Source organism: Pseudomonas sp. JR33AA, assembly GCF_021378985.1.
GTDB lineage: Bacteria > Pseudomonadota > Gammaproteobacteria > Pseudomonadales > Pseudomonadaceae > Aquipseudomonas > Aquipseudomonas alloputida.
This window is the reverse complement of the sequence record NZ_JAJSAW010000019.1, coordinates 40,757-61,793: the sequence shown is the minus strand read 5'-3', so window position 1 is coordinate 61,793 and position 21,037 is coordinate 40,757. Positions and strand designations below refer to the sequence as shown.

The window sequence follows — 21,037 nt, the reverse complement described above, 5'->3', positions numbered from 1 at the left end:
AAAAACGCCGCTCCAGAGAGCGGCGTTTAGTGTACTGCAACCGATCAGTCGCGCACGTAAATGATTTCCGGACCGTCTTCGTCGTCCTCGAAATCATCGTCCCAACCGTCATCGTCGCCGATGTCGTGCACGCTCTTGACGCCGGTACGGCGCAGGGTACGGGCGTCGTCCAGGGCCTGCAGCTGGGCACGGGCTTCGTCTTCGATGCGCTGGTCGAGGTCGGCCAGCTCTTCGGCGTAGGCCGGGTCGTTGGCCAGGCGGTCGGCGCGGTCTTCGAGGTAGCGCATCAGGTCGTGGCTGAGCTTGTCGGTGCCCTGCTTGGAAATGGCCGAGATCACGTAGACCGGGCCTTCCCACTCCAGGCGGTCGATCACTTCCTGCACACGTTCGTCGCGCTCGTCGTCCATGACCATATCGGCCTTGTTCAACACCAGCCAGCGCTCACGCTCGGCCAGCGACGGGCTGAAGCGGGTCAGCTCGTTGACGATGACTTCGGCGGCATCGGCCGGGCTGCTTTCGTCCAGCGGCGCGATGTCCACCAGGTGCAACAGCACGCGGGTACGCGCCAGGTGCTTGAGGAAGCGGATACCCAGGCCGGCACCTTCAGAGGCGCCTTCGATCAAGCCGGGGATGTCGGCGATGACGAAGCTTTTCCAGCGGTCGACGCTGACCACGCCCAGGTTTGGCACCAGGGTGGTGAACGGGTAGTCGGCGACTTTCGGCTTAGCGGCCGAGACCGAACGGATGAAGGTACTCTTGCCGGCGTTCGGCAAGCCCAACAGGCCGACGTCGGCCAATACCTTCATTTCCATTTTCAGGTCACGCTGCTCACCCGGCTTGCCTGGGGTGGTCTGGCGCGGCGCACGGTTGGTGCTCGACTTGAAACGGGTGTTGCCCAGCCCGTGCCAGCCACCTTGCGCGACCATCAGCTTCTGGCCGGGGGTGACCAGGTCACCGATCACTTCCTGCGTGGAAGCATCGATCACGGTGGTGCCGACCGGCACGCGCAGGAACAGGTCTTCACCCTTCTTGCCGGTGCAGTCGGTGCTACCGCCGTTGGAGCCACGCTGGGCTTCATGGTGACGGGTGTAGCGGTAGTCGACCAGGGTGTTCAGGTTTTCGTCGGCAATCATGTACACCGAGCCGCCGTCACCGCCGTCACCGCCGTTAGGGCCGCCGTTCTCGATGAACTTCTCGCGACGGAAGCTCATGCAACCGTTGCCACCGTCACCGGCTTTGACCCGAATGGATACTTCGTCAACAAACTTCATTAAAACCGCCTCTCGTCGGCAGACGAGCTGAATGACTCAAAAACATGAGGCTCTTGCAAAAATGAGCGCGGCGGCCCCGTACGACCGTAGAAACCAACGCCGGCAACCCAGACAAACAGCTTTGCAAGAGGCTCACCACAAACGAAAAAGCCCCGTCGCATGACGGGGCTTCTGGAGCGACGTCGCGATTAAGCGGCGACGATGCTCACGTAACGGCGCATGAACTCGCCTTTCTTCTCGAACTTGATCACGCCTTCGATCTTGGCGAACAAGGTGTGGTCCTTGCCCATGCCAACGCCGTAGCCAGCGTGGAATTCGGTGCCGCGCTGACGGACGATGATGTTGCCTGGCTTGATAACCTGGCCGCCATACATCTTCACGCCAAGGCGTTTAGATTCTGAGTCGCGACCGTTACGAGTACTACCACCAGCCTTCTTGTGAGCCATGGTTCAATTCTCCAAATAAATTCAGGGGATCTAGGGGATTAAGCCTGGATGCCGGTGATTTTGATCTCGGTGAACCACTGGCGGTGGCCCATACGCTTCATGTGGTGCTTACGACGACGGAACTTGATGATGCGAACCTTGTCGTGGCGGCCTTGCGAAACGACTTCGGCCACTACTTTAGCGCCAGCAACAACTGGAGCACCGATGGTGACTTCTTCACCGTTGGCGACCAGCAGAACGCGATCGAAGGTCACGGATTCGCCAGTGGCGACTTCCAGTTTTTCGATCTTGAGGAATTCACCTTCAGCGACTTTGTACTGCTTGCCGCCGGTAACGATTACTGCGTAAGACATGGTATTTCTCCGATAATCCTGCTCACCCAGCGCTTTATATGATGAGTATTGGCTGGCATGGCTGCACAGGGCTGGAACGGCCCGGCGCAATTGCGTAAGGCAGGTGCTGCCCAGGAAGTTAGGGTGCGCGATTGTACGCAACCGGGGTTTTGCTTGCAAGTGCTGCCCCCGGCCAGCGGGCACCGCGCCTTGACACACCGGGACCTGCGACCTAGCATGCCGCGCAACCTCACTGGAGCAGCCGATGCAACCCCAAACCTTCTACCGCGCGGTGGCTGATGATTTCAGCGCCGTCGACGAGATCATCAAGAAGCAGCTGACCTCGCGCGTGCCGCTGGTATCGAAGATCGGCGACTATATCACGTCCGCCGGTGGCAAGCGCCTGCGTCCCCTGCTGGTACTGCTGTGTGGCAAGGCCCTGGGCCGCGAAGGCGACGACCTGCGGCTGCTGGCTGCCACCATCGAGTTCCTGCACACCGCCACCCTGCTGCACGACGACGTGGTCGACATGTCCGGCATGCGCCGTGGCCGCTCTACCGCCAATGCCCTGTGGGGCAACGCGCCGAGCGTACTGGTGGGCGACTTCCTTTATTCGCGCTCGTTCGAAATGATGGTCGAACTGGGCTCGATGCCGGTCATGCAGATCCTGTCCAAGGCCACCCGGGTGATTGCCGAAGGTGAAGTGCTGCAACTGTCGCGCGTACGCGACGCCAGCACCACCGAGGAAGTCTACATGGAGGTCATTCGCGGCAAGACAGCGATGCTGTTCGAAGCGTCTACCCACAGTGCTGCAGCACTGGCCCAGGCCACCGACGAGCAGCGCGAAGCCCTGCGCACCTTTGGCGACCATCTGGGCGTGGCCTTCCAGCTGGTCGACGACCTGCTGGACTACAAGGGTGACTCGCAGACCCTGGGCAAGAACGTCGGTGACGACCTGGCCGAGGGCAAACCTACCCTGCCACTGATCTACACCATGCGCGAAGGCACTGCCGAGCAGGCGGCGCTGGTACGCCAGGCGATCCAGAAAGGTGGCCTGGAGGATCTGGAACAGATTCGTGTCGCGGTCGAGGAATCGGGCGCGCTGCAGTACACCGCAGAGCTGGCGCGCGATTACGTGAAGCGTGCCATCGCCTGCCTCGAAGTGCTGCCTGCCAGTGAATACCGGGATGCGCTGGTTGAACTGAGCGAGTTTGCGGTCGCGCGGACTCACTGATAGACCGGGTCGTCTTCTTCGCGGGCTTGCCCGCTCCCACAGGATAAGCACTGCCTTCGAGGGTGATGCTATCCCTGTGAGAGCGGGCAAGCCCGCGATGCTTTTGTCCGGACATAATCACTTCCGGGAAAATACCTTTTACAATGTGGGCTTTTAACCGCCCGTCTGTTTGTTTGAGGAACCGAAGTGAGCACTCTGCCACCCTGCCCAAAATGCAACTCCGAATACACCTATGAGGATGGCACTCAGCTGATCTGCCCTGAATGCGCCCACGAGTGGTCGGCCAGCGGCGATGCCGAGGCGGCCAGCGACGAGGTGGTGAAAAAGGATTCGGTCGGCAACATCCTGCAGGACGGTGACACCGTCACCGTGATCAAGGACCTCAAGGTCAAGGGGTCGTCCCTGGTGGTCAAGGTCGGCACCAAGGTCAAGAACATCCGCCTGTGTGACGGCGACCACGACATCGACTGCAAGATCGATGGCATCGGCGCCATGAAGCTGAAGTCCGAGTTCGTTCGCAAAGTCTGATCAGGCAAAAAACCGCCAATTGGCACTTGCTATTCTGATAATAGGAATTATTCTCATTGGAACTGCTATCCAAGGAGAATAGCCATGACTTATCTGATCGACGCCTGGCTGGAACGCCCTCACCCCTACCTGCGCATTCTTCATCGGGAAACCGGCGAAGTGTGCGCGGTGCTTGAAGAAGAAGCTCTCGACGAACTGCGTGACCAGGGTGACCTGGACATGAGCGGGCTCAATTCGAGTGAACCTGGGGTACTGAAGGAGTTGGTGCGGAACCTATTTCTGTTCTGTTATGCGCGGGCATTGCGCCCGATGGGAACAGACTGGAACTGATGGCCCTGAGGGCCCTGGCGAGGGCTTCGCCCTCGATCGCGACACAAGGCCGCTCCTACAGGGAACGCATTTCCCCATGGGCATGCGTACCCCTGTAGGAGCGGCCTTGTGCCGCGAATGGGCCGCAAAGCGGCCCCAGCGGTATTACAGAACGTCGAGCAGCTCGACGTCGAACACCAGTACGCTGTGCGGCGGGATGCTGCCAACGCCTTGGGCGCCGTAAGCCAGCTCGCTTGGCACGTACAGGCGCCATTTGCTGCCAGCGTTCATCAGCTGCAGGGCTTCGGTCCAGCCAGCAATCACGCCGCCTACCGGGAATTCAGCCGGCTGGCCACGCTCGTAGGAGCTGTCGAACACGGTGCCGTCGATCAGGGTGCCGTGGTAATGCGTACGCACGTTGTCTTCGCGGGTCGGCTTGGCGCCTTCGCCAGCGGTCAGCACTTCGAACTGCAGGCCCGAAGCCAGCGTGGTGATGCCTTCACGCTTGGCGTTCTCGACCAGGAACTCCTTGCCAGCAGCGGCGGCGGCTTCGGCCTTGGCTGCCGCTTCGGCTTGCATCACCTCGCGGATGACCTTGAAGCTGGCCGACAGGTCGGCTTCGCTGACGCGGCTGTCGGCACCGTTGAAGGCGTCGGTCAGGCCGGCCAGGATGGCTTCCAGGCTGACGCCTGGTGGCGGGTTGTCGCGCAGCTGGCCGCCCAGCTGACGGCCGATACCGTAGCTGACGCGCGTTTCGTCGGTAGACAGGTTGAGTTCGGACATTGTCGTGCTCCACTGCAGGGCGCAATGCAGCCGCGCCCTTGATAAAAAGGGCGAGCAGCCTAGCACACTGGGGCGCTGCGAGCAGCTACCAGGCCGAACGCTGGGAAATCGGCACCTTCAGGTCTTCTTCCGGGTGCGTACCCATGCCGCACATTTCGTCCTGCACCGACCAGTGCACCAGGTTCATCGAGAGCAAGGGGATGGTTTGCAGCAACTTGCGCGCATCTTCCACCGAGTGCACGCGCAAGCGTTCACCGCGGGTATCGGACAGGGGGTGAGCATGGCCTTTGACCCGGGCCTCGAGCAGGTAGTCACCGCCTTCGATGGCGATCAGGTTCAGTTCGTCGACATGGCCAGCCCTGGCCTCGGTATTGAGCTGATGCAGGTTCATGAGAGCACCTCGCGATGGGAACCACGCATGAGAGCTCATTTTTTGTACAGACCGGCTAAAAGCACAAGCCAGAAACGACGCCGCCCGTCCGTTTGGCAACGGCCGGGCGGTGTAAGCAGCAAGCGGACTCAGTGCTTGGTCAGCTTGTCCAGGTAACCCATGCAGAACGCCGAGACCACGAAGGTCATGTGGATGATCACGTACCACATCAGGTAATCGGTGGAGATGTTCTGCGCATCCATGAACACCCGCAGCAGGTGAATGGACGAAATCGCCACGATCGACGCGGCAACCTTCATCTTCAGCGAGGAGGAGTCCATCTTGCCCAGCCAGTTGAGCTTTTCCTTGCTTTCATCGATGTCCAGCTGCGAGACGAAGTTTTCGTAACCGGAAATCATCACCATCACCAGCAAGCCACCGACCAGCGACATGTCGATCAGCGACAGGATCACCAGGATCAGGTCGGCTTCGCTGAGGGCAAAGACGTTGGGCAGGACGTGGACCACTTCCTGGAAGAATTTCAGCGCCAGGGCCAGCAGGCCGAGGGACAGACCGAAGTAGATCGGGGCGAGCAGCCAGCGCGAGGCGTACATCGCGTTTTCGAGGATACGTTCCATGGAGGGTTTTGAGACTCGTCAGGTGACTGAAAAACGACGGCGAGTATAGCCAGCCACCTGTTACAGCAAAAGCCCGGGGGCTGCTGCGCAGCCTGATCGCGACACAACGCCGCTACAACAGCAAGCAATGCTGTATCTGTGGGAGCGGCCTTGTGTCGCGATCGGGCCGCCAAGCGGCTCGGCATTCTTCAGGTCTCAGGATGAAACTGGTAATCCCCCAGGTTACGACACCGCTCACCATTGATCCGGCGCAACTGCGCCTGCAAATGCAAACACCAGATCTGCGGATCCTCGGCAACCTGGTACCCATGCAGGGTCAGGCTGTCGACAATGGCAGTGAGCACCGATTCGGCCACCAATGGCCCATGAAACGGGCCCTGCGCCTTGATCGCGGAGGGTTGTTCACCGGCCATGCCGGCGGCGAACAGCAACGTCCACATGCCGTTGTCACCGGCCAGCGGGCGAATGCTGCATTCGATACGGGTCACCAGGCCCAGGCACTGGCGTGTGAGGCTGAGGTTGCGCATGGCCGCGTCCCCTCCAATGAGCCTTGTTCAGCCCGAAACCCTCAGGCTGTTTCCATCCTGAACGCTGTACCATCCTTAAGTTCCAGCATAGAGGAACCGTTCAGAAAGATGGAAAACTGGCGCTGAACGGTAGCACATCGCCGCCAGCGCCAGTTTATTGACTCAGGCCGGTTTAGCCTGGGCAATCACCTCTTCCAGGCGTTCCTTTTCTGCCTTCTCGATGTCTTCCTCGCTGATCATCTCGGCAATTTCACGCAGGCGCTCCACCACCCGGGCATTGACGCTGCCCTCGGTGAACAGCCCCTTGTCGTCGAGCACCCCGGCCTCCTCGCCCACCAGCAGGCTCAGCGCCTCATCCGCCTGGCTGACCGCGTAGACGTGAAACATGCCGTTCTCCACCGCCTGCAACACGCGCTCGTCAAGCATCAAGGTGGCGACGTTGGCTCGCGGAATGATCACCCCCTGCTCGCCGGTCAGGCCACGCGCCTCGCAGAGGCGGAAGAAGCCCTCGATCTTCTCGTTCACCCCACCCACCGCCTGCACTTCACCAAACTGGTTGATGGAACCTGTGATGGCGAAGCACTGCTTGAGCGGCGTGCGCGACAAGGCCGAGATCAGCGTGCAGGCTTCGCCCAGCGATGCGCTGTCGCCGTCCACGTAGCCGTAGGACTGCTCCAGGGCGATGCTCGCGGAGATCGCCAGCGGGAACTCCTGGGCATAGCGGCTGCCCAGGTAACCGGTAAGGATCATCACCCCTTTGGAGTGGATCGGCTGGCCAAGGTTGACCTCACGCTCGATATCGACAATACCGCTGCCGCCCGGGTAGACGGTGGCCGAAATACGCGCTGGCATGCCGAACGCCGAGTCCCCCACTTCCAGCACGGTCAACCCGTTGCACTTGCCAATGGCCGCGCCTTCCGTGTCGATCAGGATGATGCCGGCGAGCATGTCGTCCAGCACCCGTTGCGACACACGGCCGGTACGGGTGGCCTTGGCCTTGAGCGCACGCTCGATGTGGCCTGCATCGGTCATTTCGTCACTGGCCAGCTGGCGAATGAAATCAGCCTCGCTGACCAGTTGGAACAGGTCGCCGATACGCGCCGACAGGCGCGACTGGTTTTCGGCCAGACGAGCACTGTAGGTGGCCAGACGCGCCACCGCGTCACTGGTCAGCGGCGCCATGCCCTCTTCGTTGGTGCGGGTGCGCAACAGCTGGGCGAACTGCTCCAGGTTCTCGTCGACCATCGGCATGTCTTCATCGAAGTCCACCAGCACGCGGAACATCTCCTGGAAGTCCGGGTCGTGGTCCTGCAGTGCGTAGTACAGCTGGCGCGAGCCGATGATCACCAGCTTGACGTTCAGCGGAATCACCTGCGGCTGCAGGCTGACAGTGGCAACACGGCCCAGCTCACCGATCGGCGACTCCATCTTCAGCTTGCGCGACTGCAATGCGCGCTTGAGCGCGTCCCATACGAAGGGCTCGCCCAGCATTTTCTCGGCTTCCAGAATCAGGAAGCCGCCGTTGGCACGGTGCAGCGCGCCTGGGCGCAGTTGGCGATAGGAGGTATACAGCGCACCTTGGTCAGTGCTGTATTCGATACGGCCAAACAAGTTGTCGTAGGTCGGGTGCGGCTCGAACACTACCGGCGCACCACCATCAGCGTGATGGCCCACCACCAGGCTGGGCGCGTACTGCTCTTCGAGCAGCTTACGGGCCACGGCGTCGGACTTGCTGTCATCGACCAGTTGCTCGACCAACGTACGCAACAGGTTCAATTGCACCGATTGCAGGTAGGCGCAAACCGCCGCGTTTTCGGCGTACTTTTCCGATAGCGGCGCCAGCAGCGGCTGCAACGCCAGCGTGATGGTTTCTTCGTTGAGCTGGCGCAACTGGTTGTTCGATTCGCGCTTCCATTGCGGCAGGCTGGCCAGCTCTTCGTTAAGGCGCTCCTCAAGCAGGGCAATGTCCTCGTGGAACTGCTCGCGCACCTCCTCCGGCAATTGGGCAAATTCAGCTTCATCCAGCGCCTTGCCATCAGCCATCGGCGTGAAGGCGACGTTGCTGGCATCGCGGTACAAGGCCACGTCCTTTTCCAGCGACGCGCGCTCGATCACATCCAGAGCGCGGTCATAACGCTGGTTGAAAGCGCGGTCGATGGCGCCCTTCTTCTGCTGGTAGGACGGGTGTTCGAACACCGCCGGGAACGTCGACAGCAGGTTGTCGATCAATCCACCCATGTCGCTGATGAACTCGGCGGCGCTGCCGGACGGCAGCTCCAGTGCGCGTGGCTCACGGGTGTCGTCGAAGTGGTTGACGTAGACCCAGTCGGCCGGGGTCTGCTGGCGCTTGCCCTCGGCCTTGAGGTAGCGCTTGACGAACGAGAAGCGCCCGGTGCCGGGCTCGCCCATCACATACACATTGTAACCAGGACGCGGCATGGCCACGCCAAACTGCAGGGCCTCGACAGCACGTTCCTGGCCCAGAACTCCGCGAAACGGCTCCAGATCGTCGGTATGGGTAAAAGCAAACTGCTCGGGGGAGAAACGCCGGGTCAGGGCTTCAGGCGCAAGACGCAGGCGCGCAGCGACAGGATCGGGCATTGGGTTTCCTTACTTCGGCGGGGCAGATACGCAGCATTCTGGCGCTGCCCGCGCGCGCCTTGCAAGGCTCCACAGGACTTTATGTCGCAGCCGGTGCAGTGTTGTGACAGCAAATTTTTCGCAATCAACAACGCAACCTTTAGATCGTGCCTAAACTCCAAGCTGCGCGGGTGGGTGAAAAGCTTTCCCGACCTGGCAACCGAGTTGCCAGAAACCCTGACCCTTGGTTAAGACAAAGAGAACAAATGCTATGAAACGGATTCTTCTGGGTACTCTGTTCACCGTGGTCTCGCTGAACGCCATGGCCGAAGCGCCAGGCGGCCCGAACTGCGGCTGGGGCAACATGCTGTTCGAAGGCCAGCGCGGCACGCCCGCACACTTCCTGGCTTCTACCACCAACGGCACATCCGGTAACGCCACCTTCGGCATGACCTCCGGCACCAACGGCTGCTCGACCAAGGCTTCGCTGACCTACGGCGGCAAGTCCTGGTTTGCCATGAACGGCATGATGAACGAGCTTTCCGAGGACATGGCCATGGGCCAGGGCGAAGCACTGACCACCTATGCCGTCGTTCTCGGCGTAGCACCGGAGGACCGCAGCTACTTCAACTCGGTCACCCACCAGCACTTCAACCAGATCTTCAGCAGCGCCGACGTCACTGCTGAAACTGTCCACAGCAACACCCTGGCCGTTCTGAAGAGCGATCCCCGCCTGGCCAAATACGCGACCGAGGCCTAAACACAGCTGCGCCCGCCCCACCCGGGGCGGGTTTCGCCTTTTTCGGCATCGTCAAGAAGTAGTTGCCCGATATGCTCAAACGCCTCGCTGCCCTGGCGCTGTGTGCCTGCGCCCCTGTTCATGCCGCCCCCATGCTGGATCCAGGCCGTCTCCAGCAATTGGCCAATACCCCTTACTGGCTCGCCATTGGCCATTACGAAACCGCCAAGCTCGGCGGCTGGCGCAGCTATGTGGACGATGATGCGTTCTTCCTTGCCGAAGACGGCGCGCACCATCCGGACCAGGAACTCAAGGCTACGGTCGCTGCGCTGTATGCCCCGGCCAGTCTCGGTGACAAGCACGCCCAGTGCGTGTTCCCCGCGCGCACCCGCTGGCTGCGCGAACAGCTCGACCTGCAAGACCTGCCACAACCGGACTGCCAGGAGTTCAAGACCTGGTACCAGTCGATCGACCCGCACAGCGCCGCGTTGATTTTCCCGGCAGCCTACCTGAACAGCCCGTCGTCGATGTTCGGGCACACCCTGCTGCGCATCGACCAATCCAACACTCGCAGCGACGACACCACGCTGCTGAGCTACGCCATCAACTTCGGTGCCTATATCGAAGGCAGCGACAACAGCATCCTGTACGCCTGGAAAGGCCTGATGGGGGGCTACCCGGGGCTGTTCGCGCTGATGCCCTACCAGGAGAAACTGTCCGAATACCGCAGCCTGGAAAACCGCGACCTGTGGGAGTACCAGCTGGACCTGACCCCCGAAGAAACCGGGCGTATGGTCGAGCATGTGTGGGAGCTGAAGCAGATCCAGTTCGACTACTTCTTCTTCGACGAAAACTGCTCGTATCGCCTGCTGGAGCTGCTGCAAGTGGCGCGGCCGAGCCTGGACCTGACGTCTCAGTTCCCGCTGACCGCCATTCCCACCGACACGGTGAAGGCCGTGAAGCAGTCCGGCCTGGTCGCCAGCGAAACTTACCGTCCCTCTCGTGAACGTGAATTGCTGGCCAGGGCCGAGCCACTCGACCACGACGAAAAACGCCAGGTGCTGGCTGTAAGCGCCGACACTGCGCAATTGCAAAGCCCTGAATTCCAGGCCCTGCCTCGCGAACGCCAGGCGTTGGTGCAAGATGCCGCGTATCGTCTTGAGCGGTATCGGGCCAACGGCCAGGAACGCGACCCAGGGCAAGCCAAGCGTAGTTTCGAGTTGCTGCGGGCGATCAACAGCAACCCGCCACCGCCCCTGCAGATCGAGCGCCCAGGCCTGCCCGAGGATGGCCATGACTCGCGCACCTGGCAACTGGGCGTGGGCACCCGTGAAGACCGCGCCTACGCCGAATATGGCTTGCGCATGGCCTACCATGACCTGAATGACAACGCCTATGGCTTCCCCCTGGGCGCACAGATCGAAATCCTGCAATTGAAGCTGCGCCAGTACGAAGGCAACGATTGGCAGGTGCAGCGCCTGGACCTGGCCACGATTCGTTCACTGACGCCCCGTAACGCGCTGCTCAAGCCTTGGTCCTGGCAAGTGGCCGGTGGGCTGGAGCGAGTGCCAGGCAAGCATGATGATGAGGTGCTGGTGAGCCATGTGAATGGCGGCGCCGGGGGCACCTGGCAGCTGGCCGATGGCTTGCTGGGCTTTGCCCTGGGCACGGTGCGGGTCGAGCACCACAACGACTTCGCCGAGTTCATTGCCCCGGCGGCGGGGTTCAATGGCGGGCTGCTGTGGCGTAATGGGCTGGGCAACATGACACTGGAGGCCAAGGGCGATTACTTCACCAACGGCGAGGTGCGGCGCAGTGTAAGCCTGAACCAGCAGTGGGAAATCAGCCAGAACCTTGGGCTGCGGTTGAGCGCTTCGCGTGAATTCAGCCACCTGGCTACGGCGCAAAACGAGGTGATGCTGGAGCTGAAGTGGTATCACTATTGACGTGAATTGTGGGGGACATCCGACTCTTTGACACTGTTTTGACACCTACCCGACAAATCGCCGCCTAGACTTTCCACCATCAACTGGAGAGCTTTGTGGCTATGTCGCGGTACTGGTTCGGTGTGTGCATTGCGCTGTTGCTGTCAGGTTGCGAAACCACCCACGAGCAGATGGTCAGCCACGGCTACCCACCTGCCTATGCCGATGGCTTTGAGGACGGTTGCGACAGTGGTCGGCAGGCGGCCGGGCTGATGGTGGGCAACTTTCGCAAAAACGTACCGCGCTACCTGCACGAGCGCCAGTACGAAACCGGCTGGGACGATGGTTTTCGCCAGTGTCATGCCATGCAGAACAGCGAAGAACAGCGCCAATACCACGAGCGCTTCTGGGACCAGCGTGACCGCGAGTGGGAGCAGGAAAAGGACCGCGGCGCTGCCAGGGCCTATCGCCACAATTGAGTCGCAAACGGACATTCCTTTAAACCGCCGGCCTGCCATGATGGTCTCATGCACAAGGAGGCCCTGCATGAGCCGAGCATTCGTCAATGAAGACCAAGCCGCCGCCCAGGCCCACCAGCCGGTCGAGCGGCGCATCAGCGACCAGCCCAACTATGTGACGGCCAGCGGCCTGCGCCAGCTGCAAACGCGTGTGGCCGAGCTGAATGCCTTGCGCAGCGAACTGCAGGCGCAGGGCGAACGGGGTGACAAGCAGCGGCTGGCCGATACCGAGCGGGACCTGCGCTACTTCAGCGCGCGGGTGCAAAGCGCCCAGGTGGTACCGGCGGCGACTTCGCATAGCAAGGTACAGATTGGTAGCCGGGTGCGGTTTGTCGACGCGCATGACCAGCAACAGGTGGTGCAACTGGTGGGCGAGGATGAAGCAGATGCCGGGCGGGGGTTGATCAACTGGGGTTCGCCGCTGGGGCGGGCGTTGCTCGGGGCCGGGCCGGGGGATGAGGTGGTCTGGCGGCGGCCGGTGGGGGAACAGGTGATAGAGGTGGTTGAGATCCTGGGTGAGGGTTGAGGGCCCTGGGGCTGCTTTGCAGCCCATCGCGACGCAAGGCCGCTCCCACAAGCGATCGAGCAGTCCAGGCCCTGCGGGAGCGGCCTTGCGTCGCGATGGGCCGCAAAGCGGCCCCGAAGGCCTCAGATCAGACCACGCCCTGAGCCAGCATCGCATCGGCCACTTTCACGAAGCCCGCGATGTTCGCACCTTTGACGTAGTTGATACGGCCATCAGCCTCTTCACCGTAGTGCACGCAGGCATGGTGAATAGACTGCATGATGTTGTGCAGCTTGCTGTCCACTTCACCGGCCGTCCACAGCAGGCGCATGGCGTTCTGCGACATTTCCAGGCCCGACACGGCTACGCCGCCGGCATTGGAGGCCTTGCCGGGGGCGTACAGAATGCCGGCGTCCAGGAAGATATCGACAGCCTCGAGGGTAGTCGGCATGTTGGCGCCTTCGGCCACACAGATACAGCCGTTACGCAGCAAGGTGCGGGCATCTTCGGCGCCCAGTTCGTTCTGCGTGGCGCATGGCAGGGCGATGTCGCACGGCAGGCTCCACGGGGTCTGGCCCTTGCGGAACTCCAGGCCGAATTGCCCGGCCAGCTCGCTGATACGTCCACGCTTGACGTTTTTCAGCTCCATCAAGGCGTCCCAGTGGGCGTCGGTCAGGCCGGCTTCCGCATACAAGGTACCTTCAGAGTCAGACAGCGAGATCACCTTGCCGCCCAGGTCCATGACCTTACGCGCAGCATACTGGGCAACGTTGCCCGAACCAGACACCGCCACACGGCGGCCGTCGATACGCTTGTCCTGACGCTTGAGCATTTCTTCGGCGAAGTAAACGCAGCCATAGCCGGTAGCTTCCGGGCGGATCAGGCTGCCGCCATAGGTCATGCCCTTGCCGGTCAACACCGAGGTGAACTGGTTGGCCAGGCGCTTGTACTGGCCGAACATGAAGCCGATTTCGCGGGCACCCACGCCGATGTCACCGGCCGGTACGTCACAGTCAGCGCCAATGTGGCGGTACAGCTCGCTCATGAATGCCTGGCAGAAGCGCATCACTTCCGCATCGCTCTTGCCCTTCGGGTCGAAGTCCGAGCCGCCCTTGCCGCCGCCCATGGGCAGCGAGGTCAGCGAGTTCTTGAACACCTGCTCGAACGCCAGGAACTTCAGCACGCTGAGGTTCACCGACGGGTGGAAGCGCAGGCCGCCCTTGTACGGGCCAATGGCGCTGCTCATCTGGATGCGGTAGCCGCGGTTGACCTGCACCTTGCCCTGGTCATCGACCCAGGAGACGCGGAACAGCACGGCGCGCTCGGGCTCGACCATGCGCTCGAGGATGCCGGACTGCAGATAGTGGGGGTTGGCTTCAAGGAACGGCCACAGGGTGCGAAGCACCTCTTCCACCGCCTGGTGGAATTCCGGCTGGCCTGGGTCACGCTGCTTTAGGCGTGCAAGGAAATTGTCGACAGATTCGATCATGGTAGACATCTCACCAAGAGGATTGGACTTATTGGTTTTTTTCAGAAATGTACCAAGAAGCAATCGCACCGGAATAGGGCGAAATGTCGTTTTTTTGAAATTATTTGGTGCGTTTTATGTAAGTGTATACAAAACAGACCTTCGTTTCGCCGTTAATAGCGGTCCATCAGGCACAAAAATGGGGCCCCTTGGGGCCCCATTCTCGTGCATCAGATAACCGGCTTACTGGGCCAGTTTCTTGTGCCGTACACGGTGCGGCTGGGCTGCAGCATCACCCAGACGCTTCTTGCGGTCGGCTTCGTACTCGGTGTAGTTACCTTCGAAGAACACCACATTCGAGTCGTCTTCGTACGCCAGGATGTGGGTAGCCACACGGTCCAGGAACCAACGGTCGTGGGAAATCACGATCGCGGCGCCCGGGAAGTCCAGCAGGGCTTCTTCCAGCGAACGCAGGGTTTCGACGTCGAGGTCGTTGGACGGTTCGTCGAGCAGCAGGACGTTGCCGCCCTCCTTCAGGGTCAGGGCCAGGTGCAGGCGGCCACGCTCACCACCGGACAGGTCCTTGACGAACTTCTGCTGATCGCCACCTTTGAAGTTGAAGCGGCCAACGTAGGTACGCGAAGGGATCTCGTAGTTGCCGATGCGGATCTGGTCGGAACCGTCGGAGATCTGCTGGAACACGGTCTTGGTGCCGTCCAGGTCCTCGCGGCTCTGGTCCACACAGGCCAGCTGCACGGTTTCACCGATCTCGATGCTGCCCGAGTCCGGCTGCTCCTTGCCCATCAACATGCGGAACAGGGTCGACTTACCGGCACCGTTACCACCGATCACGCCAACAATGGCGCCTTTGGGCATGGAGAACGACAGGTTGTCGATCAGCACACGGTCGCCGTAGCCCTTGGTGACGTTCTTGAACTCGATGACCTTGTCGCCCAGGCGCGGGCCGGCCGGGATGTAGATTTCGTTGGTTTCGCTGCGCTTCTGGAATTCCTGCGACTGCATTTCCTCGAAGCGCTGCAGACGGGCCTTGGACTTGGACTGGCGGGCCTTGGCGCCTTTGCGCACCCATTCCAGTTCCTCTTTCATGGCCTTCTCGTGGGCGCTCTGCTGCTTGGATTCCTGCGCCAGACGCTCCGACTTGGCTTCCAGCCAGCCCGAGTAGTTGCCTTCGTACGGGATGCCGGCGCCGCGGTCCAGCTCCAGGATCCAGCCGGCGACGTTGTCGAGGAAGTAACGGTCGTGGGTAATGGCTACCACGGTGCCCGGGAAGTCGTGCAGGAAGCGCTCCAGCCAGGCCACCGAGTCGGCGTCCAGGTGGTTGGTGGGTTCGTCGAGCAGCAGCATGTCGGGTGCCGACAGCAGCAGACGGCACAGGGCCACACGGCGCTTCTCACCACCGGACAGGTGTTCGATGCGCGCATCCCAGGCAGGCAGGCGCAGGGCGTCGGCAGCGACGTCCAGCTGGCGCTCCAGGTTGTGGCCATCGGCGGCCTGCAGGATGGCTTCCAGCTTGGCCTGTTCGGCGGCCAGCTTGTCAAAGTCGGCATCCGGCTCGGCGTAGGCCGCGTAGACCTCGTCCAGGCGGGCCTGGGCGTCCTTGATTACGCTGACCGCTTCCTCGACCACTTCACGCACGGTCTTGGTGGGGTCCAGTTGCGGTTCCTGTGGCAGGTAACCCACGTTGATGTCGGGCATCGGACGGGCTTCGCCGTCAAATTCCTTGTCGACGCCCGCCATGATCCGCAGCAGGGTCGACTTACCGGCGCCGTTCAGGCCAAGTACGCCAATCTTGGCGCCTGGGAAGAACGACAGGGAAATGTTCTTGAGAATTTCCCGCTTCGGCGGCACGACCTTGCTCAGCCGATGCATGGTGTAGACGTATTGAGCCAAAACCAAGCCCTCTAATCAGATAGGTAAAGACATCACCGATCGCCCCGGCACGCGGTGGCCGGTGGGATGTGTTTACGGGGTGTCGTTGAACAAAGTCGACCATTCTACGCCAACGCGCGGCGTTGCATAGGAGGGGCCGGTGGTGGGGTGTGATCGGGGGTCCCCTGGGGGGAATTTATAGCCTGTACTGGCCTCTTCGCGGCTAAAGCCGCTCCTACCAGGGAGATCACTGCCTTCAAGGGCAATGCAGTATCTGTAGGAGCGGCTTTAGCCGCGAAAGGGCCCGCACAGCAGCCAAAAAGGCTCAGACGTGACGCTGTTTGGCCTTGCCCCGCGGCAGGCGGCAACGGTCGCCCTGCTCGGCCAGGCGCGCGGCCCAGGCGGACTTCACGCTGAAGGCGCCGCTGCGGGCAAGTTGCTGCTCGGCCGCCTTGGCCGGTTTGGCCGGTGCAGGCGCAGTGCCGACCCCCTTGGCTGCCGGCTTGACCGCCGCCACTGCAACAGCCGGCTCTGCTGCCACCTTGGCGGTCTTGCGCAGTTCAGCCAGCGATGGGGCCTTGCTTTTGGCGGCAGCGGCCGCCTCGGGTTTGCCCAGCGAACGCTGGCAAGACTTGCAGGATACGTCCTCGGTCACGGCAGTGCTGACAAGGGTCTGACTGCTGCGCCCGCAGGCGGAATCGAGGCCATTGGAGGAAAAGTGAGTAACCAAAACCGAACATCTCCGATGCGTTGTCATGTGAAGCGGGCGCTATTCTCGCACAGGTTACAGGGGCTTGCCGAACCACCGGGCAGCCACCACCGGTCAACACGGCTGGCACTTTGCCATAATCCGAGGCATGCTAGCCGGTTTCGGGTATCCGGCCTTATAGTGCGCCACCGCGATGCACAAGCCGGGCGCCGGCACGCACCGTGCACGATCATTCCCTGCCATCGCCAGCCCAATCGCAGGATCAACGCTTGACCAACCTTACTCATCCGTCGTCATTGCGTTCCGCCCCACAAGCACCCGCTACTATCCTGCGTGGGTCGATCAAGGGTGCGCTGGCGCTACTGGCCCTGATCCTGCTGGGCCTGCTGCTGTGGCAGCTGTTCGCCCAGTTCAACCATACCCAGGCCGAACTGCGCAAGCAGAGCCTGGACGCCTCCGCGAAACTGGCCGACCACCTGGGCCTGAACATGGCGCTCAAGGCGCAACAGGCCGTGAACGTGGTGCAACCCTACCTTGATGCACCAACAACTGCCGCCCTGCCCAGCCTGCTCGGCACCCTGCGCGAGCGGCTCCCCACCCTGCAGAGCGTGGCCTGGCTGGACAACACCGGGCAGCTGCGCGCCGACAGCCTGGCCGGCAGCCCCGACCGCCAGTCGCTTGACGAATTGCTCGCGCTGAGCCAGGGACGCCCGTACTTCTTCACCAATTCGGCCGACAACCACATCCTGTACCTGTTGCTGCGCCAGGATCCCGAACAGGATCGCGGCTACTGGCTACTGCGCCTGTCACCGGACTTTTACCGCGAACTCACCCTCCACCTCGACGGCAGTGGCCACCCGCAGTGGCTGCTGGAGAACAGCCGCAGTGGCGAAGTGCTGCAACGCCATGCCGCAGCCGACACCAGCGACGAGCCGCTGCAAAGCGTGATGCTGGCCTTTATTGAAAACAGCACCTGGCAGCTACGCGGTCTGTTCGACGCCAAACTGGCCCGGCAAACATTATTGCCGGCGCTGTTCGGCAAGTGCCTGCTGGTGCTGTTCTGCGCCCTGCTGCCGGTGCTGGCGCTGATCAACATGCGGCGCCGCCAGCGGGCGCTACAGGAAGACCGCCGGCGTTATCAGGAAATATTTGAAGGCACCGGCGTTGCCCTGTGCGTGCTCGACCTGTCCAGCCTGCCCGGCCAGCTCGATCGCTACCACCTGCGTAACCGGGCCGCGCTCAAGCACAGCCTGGCGCTGGACCCGAACCTGCGCCGCTCGCTGCTGCTGGAGCTGAAGATCACCGAGGTCAACCAAGTGGCGCGCCAGTTGCTGAACATCGAGTGCCACGAAGGTGCCTGGCAGCGGCTGATCGACGGCACTGGCGACAGCCGAGACAGCGTCGGCATGCAACTGATCGACGCTCTGATCGAACAACGCCCGTTGCTGGAGCTGGAAGTGCGCCTGCCGACACCACAGGGCGCCGAGCTGCACCTGTGGCTGATGGCGCGCCTGCCGCTGCAGCGCCGTGATTATCAGGCGGTGATCCTCAGCATCAGCGATATCACCAGCCGCAAACAGGTGGAGCTGTCGCTACTGGAACGCGAAAGCTTCTGGTCGGACGTGGTACGCACCGTACCCGACCAGTTGTACGTGCAGGATGTGCCCAGCCAGCGGATGATCTTCAGCAACCGTCACCTCGGCCAGACCCTGGGCTACGACCGCACCGAGCTGGCACAGATGGGCGACCGCTTCTGGGAGCTGCTGCTGCACCCCGAGGACGCCGCCCATTACCAGGCACTGCGCCAGCAACAGCGCGACAGTGGTCATGACCAACCGCTGCACTGCCAGCTGCGCTTCCGCCACCGCGACGGAAGCTGGCGCTGCTACGACATCCGCGAGCAGGTGCTGACCCGCAACGCCGAAGGCCTGGTGACGCGCATCATCGGTGTGGGCAAGGATGTAACCGTTCAGATCGAGGCCAGCCAGTCGCTACGTGACAGCGAGCAACGCTACCGCATGCTCGCCGAAAGCATCAGCGACGTGATCTTCTCCACCGACAACCAGCTCAAGCTCAATTATGTCAGCCCTTCGGTACAGAACGTGCTGGGTTACCAGGCCGACTGGATCTTCGCCAACGGCTGGCAGTCGATCGTCGCCAACCCGGCCCAGCTCACCGGCATCTACAGCCTGATGGAACGTGTCAGCAAGGCCATGGGCGATCCGGCGCAGATGGCGCAACTGTGCAGCCAGTTACCCACCCAACTGTTCCTGTTCGACTGCCTGCGGGCCGATGGCCGCAAGATCCCGATCGAGCTGCGCCTGGTGCTGGTGTGGGACGATGACCAGCGCTTCGAAGGCGTACTCGGGGTGGGCCGCGACATCAGCCAGCAACGCCGTGCCGAAAAAGACCTGCGCATGGCCGCGACCGTATTCGAACACTCCACCTCGGCGATCCTCATCACCGACCCGGCCGGCTATATCGTTCAGGCCAACGAAGCGTTCAGCCGCGTCAGCGGTTACGCCGTCAGTGAAGTGCTCGACCAACTGCCGGGCATGCTCACTGTCGACGAACAGCAGGAAGGCCACCTGCGCTATGTGGTCAAGCAACTGCACCAGCGCGGCAGCTGGGAAGGCGAGGTGTGGCTCAAGCGCCGTGACGGCGACCATTACCCGGCCTGGGTCGGCATCACCGCGGTACTGGACGACGAAGGTGACCTGGCCAGCTACGTGTGCTTCTTCACCGACATCAGCGAACGCAAGGCCAGCGAACAGCGCATCCACCGCCTGGCCTACTACGACGCCCTGACCCACCTGCCCAACCGCACACTGTTCCAGGACCGTTTGTACAATGCCCTGCAACAGGCCGAGCGGCAGAAGGCCTGGGTGGTGCTGATGTTCCTCGACCTCGACCGCTTCAAACCGATCAACGACTCCCTCGGCCATGCGGCCGGCGACCGCATGCTCAAGGACATGGCCCTGCGCCTGCTGGCCTGCGTGGATGACGATGACACGGTGGCCCGCATGGGCGGCGATGAGTTCACCCTGCTGCTGCAGCCGCGCCCCACCCGCGAAATGGCCCTGAACCGCGCCATCCACGTAGCCGAAAACATCCTTGGCAGCCTGGTGCGGCCGTTCGTGCTGGAAAACCGCGAATTCTTCGTCACCGCCAGCATCGGCATCGCCCTCAGCCCTCAGGATGGCAGTGAGCTCAGCCAACTGATGAAGAACGCCGACACCGCCATGTACCACGCCAAGGAGCGCGGCAAGAACAACTTCCAGTTCTATCAGGCCGAAATGAACGCCAGCGCCCTGGAGCGCCTGGAGCTGGAAAGCGACCTGCGCCATGCCATGGAGCAGAACGAGTTCATCCTCTACTACCAGCCGCAATTCAGCGGCGACGGCAAGCGCCTGACGGGCGCCGAAGCGCTGCTGCGCTGGCGTCACCCGACCCGTGGCCTGGTGCCGCCGGGCGACTTCATCCCGGTGATCGAAGAACTGGGCCTGGTGGTGGACGTGGGCGACTGGGTGCTGCGCGAGGCCAGCCGCCAGCTCAAGGCCTGGCACAAGGCCAAGGTGCGGGTGCCGAAAGTGTCAGTGAATATTTCGGCGCGGCAGTTCTCCGACGGCCAGCTGGGCACGCGGATTGCCAACATCCTGGAAGAAAGCGGCCTGCCGCCGGCATGCCTGGAACTGGAGTTGACCGAAAGTATCCTGATGCGTGAGGTGAACGAGGCGCTGCAGATTCTTGCCAGCCTGAAGAACCTCGGCCTGAGCATTGCGGTAGACGACTTCGGCACCGGCTACTCGTCGCTCAACTACCTCAAGCAGTTCCCCATCGATGTACTGAAGATCGACCGTACCTTCGTCGATGGCCTGCCCGAAGGCGAGCAGGACGCGCAGATTGCCCGGGCGATCATCGCCATGGCCCACAGCCTCAACCTGGCAGTGATCGCCGAGGGCGTGGAAACCCACGAACAGCTGGAGTTCCTGCGCGAGCATGGTTGCGACGAGGTGCAGGGCTATCTGTTCGGGCGGCCGATGCCGGCGCATCAGTTCGAGGCGCAATTCTCCAACGAGACCTTGTTCATGTTCCAGTGACCCCGCACACAAGGCCCCCGTAGGAGCGGGTTTACCCGCGAATACCGGCCAAGCCGGTGCCATCCACCGCCCCGCATTCCTGCATAAAAAAGCGGACTTCCAGGTCAACTCCCGCCCCCGCCCAGCCCAGAAACGGCGCGGGATGCAAGATGAAGCCCATTGGTC

General features: G+C 62.0%; 19 protein-coding genes. 8 read left to right on the top strand and 11 right to left on the bottom strand.

Annotated features, from left to right (window positions below; all coding sequences use genetic code 11):
• Window positions 1–44 precede the first annotated feature (44 nt).
• The 3 genes from cgtA to rplU form a co-directional block, all read right to left on the bottom strand.
• On the bottom strand, window positions 45–1,271 hold the full coding sequence (gene cgtA / locus LVS58_RS22115; protein ID WP_003247460.1) for an Obg family GTPase CgtA: 1,227 nt from the start codon (window positions 1,269–1,271) through the stop codon (window positions 45–47).
• A gap of 188 nt (window positions 1,272–1,459) precedes the next feature.
• Window positions 1,460–1,717, bottom strand: a complete 258-nt coding sequence (rpmA, locus tag LVS58_RS22110; protein ID WP_003247464.1) for a 50S ribosomal protein L27 — start codon at window positions 1,715–1,717, stop codon at window positions 1,460–1,462.
• Window positions 1,718–1,755: 38 nt separating this feature from the next.
• Window positions 1,756–2,070: a 50S ribosomal protein L21 gene (gene rplU / locus LVS58_RS22105; protein WP_003247466.1), complete on the bottom strand. Its 315-nt coding sequence runs from the start codon at window positions 2,068–2,070 to the stop codon at window positions 1,756–1,758.
• Between the two features lie 244 nt (window positions 2,071–2,314).
• On the opposite strand from rplU, the gene LVS58_RS22100 reads away from it, so the two are divergent.
• The 3 genes from LVS58_RS22100 to LVS58_RS22090 all read left to right on the top strand — a co-directional run bounded on the left by LVS58_RS22100 (window position 2,315) and on the right by LVS58_RS22090 (window position 4,141).
• Window positions 2,315–3,283 (top strand): polyprenyl synthetase family protein, encoded by a 969-nt coding sequence (locus tag LVS58_RS22100; RefSeq protein WP_003247469.1) that lies wholly within the window; start codon window positions 2,315–2,317, stop codon window positions 3,281–3,283.
• A gap of 186 nt (window positions 3,284–3,469) precedes the next feature.
• Window positions 3,470–3,811, top strand: coding sequence for a zinc ribbon domain-containing protein YjdM (locus tag LVS58_RS22095; RefSeq protein WP_009686103.1), 342 nt, complete (start codon window positions 3,470–3,472; stop codon window positions 3,809–3,811).
• Window positions 3,812–3,895: 84 nt separating this feature from the next.
• Window positions 3,896–4,141 carry a PA4570 family protein gene (locus tag LVS58_RS22090; RefSeq protein ID WP_233692811.1) on the top strand — a complete coding sequence of 82 codons (246 nt, stop codon included), beginning with the start codon at window positions 3,896–3,898 and terminating at the stop codon, window positions 4,139–4,141.
• Between the two features lie 144 nt (window positions 4,142–4,285).
• Here LVS58_RS22090 and LVS58_RS22085 read toward each other — a convergent pair whose 3' ends face one another.
• The 5 genes from LVS58_RS22085 to LVS58_RS22065 all read right to left on the bottom strand — a co-directional run bounded on the left by LVS58_RS22085 (window position 4,286) and on the right by LVS58_RS22065 (window position 9,039).
• Window positions 4,286–4,903: an FKBP-type peptidyl-prolyl cis-trans isomerase gene (locus LVS58_RS22085; RefSeq protein WP_003247482.1), complete on the bottom strand. Its 618-nt coding sequence runs from the start codon at window positions 4,901–4,903 to the stop codon at window positions 4,286–4,288.
• 85 nt (window positions 4,904–4,988) lie between these two features.
• Window positions 4,989–5,294 carry a DUF6482 family protein gene (locus tag LVS58_RS22080; protein WP_143999544.1) on the bottom strand — a complete coding sequence of 102 codons (306 nt, stop codon included), beginning with the start codon at window positions 5,292–5,294 and terminating at the stop codon, window positions 4,989–4,991.
• A 128-nt stretch (window positions 5,295–5,422) separates the two neighbouring features.
• Window positions 5,423–5,911, bottom strand: coding sequence for a TIGR00645 family protein (locus LVS58_RS22075; RefSeq protein ID WP_003247486.1), 489 nt, complete (start codon window positions 5,909–5,911; stop codon window positions 5,423–5,425).
• Between the two features lie 188 nt (window positions 5,912–6,099).
• On the bottom strand, window positions 6,100–6,438 hold the full coding sequence (locus LVS58_RS22070; protein WP_233692810.1) for a PA4575 family protein: 339 nt from the start codon (window positions 6,436–6,438) through the stop codon (window positions 6,100–6,102).
• 162 nt (window positions 6,439–6,600) lie between these two features.
• Entirely contained in the window at window positions 6,601–9,039 is a 2,439-nt protein-coding gene (locus tag LVS58_RS22065) for a Lon protease family protein (protein ID WP_004575710.1), read from the bottom strand.
• Window positions 9,040–9,289: 250 nt separating this feature from the next.
• Between LVS58_RS22065 and LVS58_RS22060 the strand changes: the two genes are divergently transcribed.
• From LVS58_RS22060 to LVS58_RS22045, 4 genes are all read left to right on the top strand, one after another.
• The gene (locus tag LVS58_RS22060) at window positions 9,290–9,778 is read left to right on the top strand and encodes a DUF3015 domain-containing protein (RefSeq protein ID WP_003247492.1); all 489 of its coding nucleotides are present in this window, start codon (window positions 9,290–9,292) and stop codon (window positions 9,776–9,778) included.
• A 71-nt stretch (window positions 9,779–9,849) separates the two neighbouring features.
• Entirely contained in the window at window positions 9,850–11,703 is a 1,854-nt protein-coding gene (locus LVS58_RS22055; RefSeq protein ID WP_233692809.1) for an Lnb N-terminal periplasmic domain-containing protein, read from the top strand.
• Between the two features lie 101 nt (window positions 11,704–11,804).
• Window positions 11,805–12,161 (top strand): hypothetical protein, encoded by a 357-nt coding sequence (locus LVS58_RS22050; protein WP_233692827.1) that lies wholly within the window; start codon window positions 11,805–11,807, stop codon window positions 12,159–12,161.
• Between the two features lie 67 nt (window positions 12,162–12,228).
• Window positions 12,229–12,726 (top strand): GreA/GreB family elongation factor, encoded by a 498-nt coding sequence (locus LVS58_RS22045; RefSeq protein ID WP_233692808.1) that lies wholly within the window; start codon window positions 12,229–12,231, stop codon window positions 12,724–12,726.
• A 127-nt stretch (window positions 12,727–12,853) separates the two neighbouring features.
• Here the strand turns inward: LVS58_RS22045 and gdhA are convergent, their stop codons facing one another.
• The 3 genes from gdhA to LVS58_RS22030 all read right to left on the bottom strand — a co-directional run bounded on the left by gdhA (window position 12,854) and on the right by LVS58_RS22030 (window position 16,793).
• Entirely contained in the window at window positions 12,854–14,194 is a 1,341-nt protein-coding gene (gdhA, locus tag LVS58_RS22040; RefSeq protein WP_233692807.1) for an NADP-specific glutamate dehydrogenase, read from the bottom strand.
• A gap of 222 nt (window positions 14,195–14,416) precedes the next feature.
• Window positions 14,417–16,084 (bottom strand): energy-dependent translational throttle protein EttA, encoded by a 1,668-nt coding sequence (gene ettA / locus LVS58_RS22035; protein ID WP_233692806.1) that lies wholly within the window; start codon window positions 16,082–16,084, stop codon window positions 14,417–14,419.
• 304 nt (window positions 16,085–16,388) lie between these two features.
• Window positions 16,389–16,793: a hypothetical protein gene (locus LVS58_RS22030; protein WP_233692805.1), complete on the bottom strand. Its 405-nt coding sequence runs from the start codon at window positions 16,791–16,793 to the stop codon at window positions 16,389–16,391.
• Between the two features lie 248 nt (window positions 16,794–17,041).
• Here LVS58_RS22030 and LVS58_RS22025 point away from each other — a divergent pair, with 248 nt between their 5' ends.
• Window positions 17,042–20,872, top strand: coding sequence for a sensor domain-containing protein (locus tag LVS58_RS22025; RefSeq protein ID WP_233692804.1), 3,831 nt, complete (start codon window positions 17,042–17,044; stop codon window positions 20,870–20,872).
• Window positions 20,873–21,037 lie beyond the last annotated feature (165 nt).

What these genes read in the sequence shown, in the direction of transcription:
- LVS58_RS22075 (WP_003247486.1), bottom strand. Translation starts at nt 5,911, where the DNA reads ATGGAACGTATCCTCGAAAACGCGATGTACGCCTCGCGCTGGCTGCTC.
- LVS58_RS22085 (WP_003247482.1), bottom strand. Translation starts at nt 4,903, where the DNA reads ATGTCCGAACTCAACCTGTCTACCGACGAAACGCGCGTCAGCTACGGT.
- LVS58_RS22065 (WP_004575710.1), bottom strand. Translation starts at nt 9,039, where the DNA reads ATGCCCGATCCTGTCGCTGCGCGCCTGCGTCTTGCGCCTGAAGCCCTG.
- LVS58_RS22055 (WP_233692809.1), top strand. Translation starts at nt 9,850, where the DNA reads ATGCTCAAACGCCTCGCTGCCCTGGCGCTGTGTGCCTGCGCCCCTGTT.
- LVS58_RS22045 (WP_233692808.1), top strand. Translation starts at nt 12,229, where the DNA reads ATGAGCCGAGCATTCGTCAATGAAGACCAAGCCGCCGCCCAGGCCCAC.
- rpmA (WP_003247464.1), bottom strand. Translation starts at nt 1,717, where the DNA reads ATGGCTCACAAGAAGGCTGGTGGTAGTACTCGTAACGGTCGCGACTCA.
- cgtA (WP_003247460.1), bottom strand. Translation starts at nt 1,271, where the DNA reads ATGAAGTTTGTTGACGAAGTATCCATTCGGGTCAAAGCCGGTGACGGT.
- LVS58_RS22070 (WP_233692810.1), bottom strand. Translation starts at nt 6,438, where the DNA reads ATGCGCAACCTCAGCCTCACACGCCAGTGCCTGGGCCTGGTGACCCGT.
- gdhA (WP_233692807.1), bottom strand. Translation starts at nt 14,194, where the DNA reads ATGATCGAATCTGTCGACAATTTCCTTGCACGCCTAAAGCAGCGTGAC.
- rplU (WP_003247466.1), bottom strand. Translation starts at nt 2,070, where the DNA reads ATGTCTTACGCAGTAATCGTTACCGGCGGCAAGCAGTACAAAGTCGCT.
- LVS58_RS22090 (WP_233692811.1), top strand. Translation starts at nt 3,896, where the DNA reads ATGACTTATCTGATCGACGCCTGGCTGGAACGCCCTCACCCCTACCTG.
- LVS58_RS22100 (WP_003247469.1), top strand. Translation starts at nt 2,315, where the DNA reads ATGCAACCCCAAACCTTCTACCGCGCGGTGGCTGATGATTTCAGCGCC.
- LVS58_RS22050 (WP_233692827.1), top strand. Translation starts at nt 11,805, where the DNA reads ATGTCGCGGTACTGGTTCGGTGTGTGCATTGCGCTGTTGCTGTCAGGT.
- LVS58_RS22080 (WP_143999544.1), bottom strand. Translation starts at nt 5,294, where the DNA reads ATGAACCTGCATCAGCTCAATACCGAGGCCAGGGCTGGCCATGTCGAC.
- LVS58_RS22060 (WP_003247492.1), top strand. Translation starts at nt 9,290, where the DNA reads ATGAAACGGATTCTTCTGGGTACTCTGTTCACCGTGGTCTCGCTGAAC.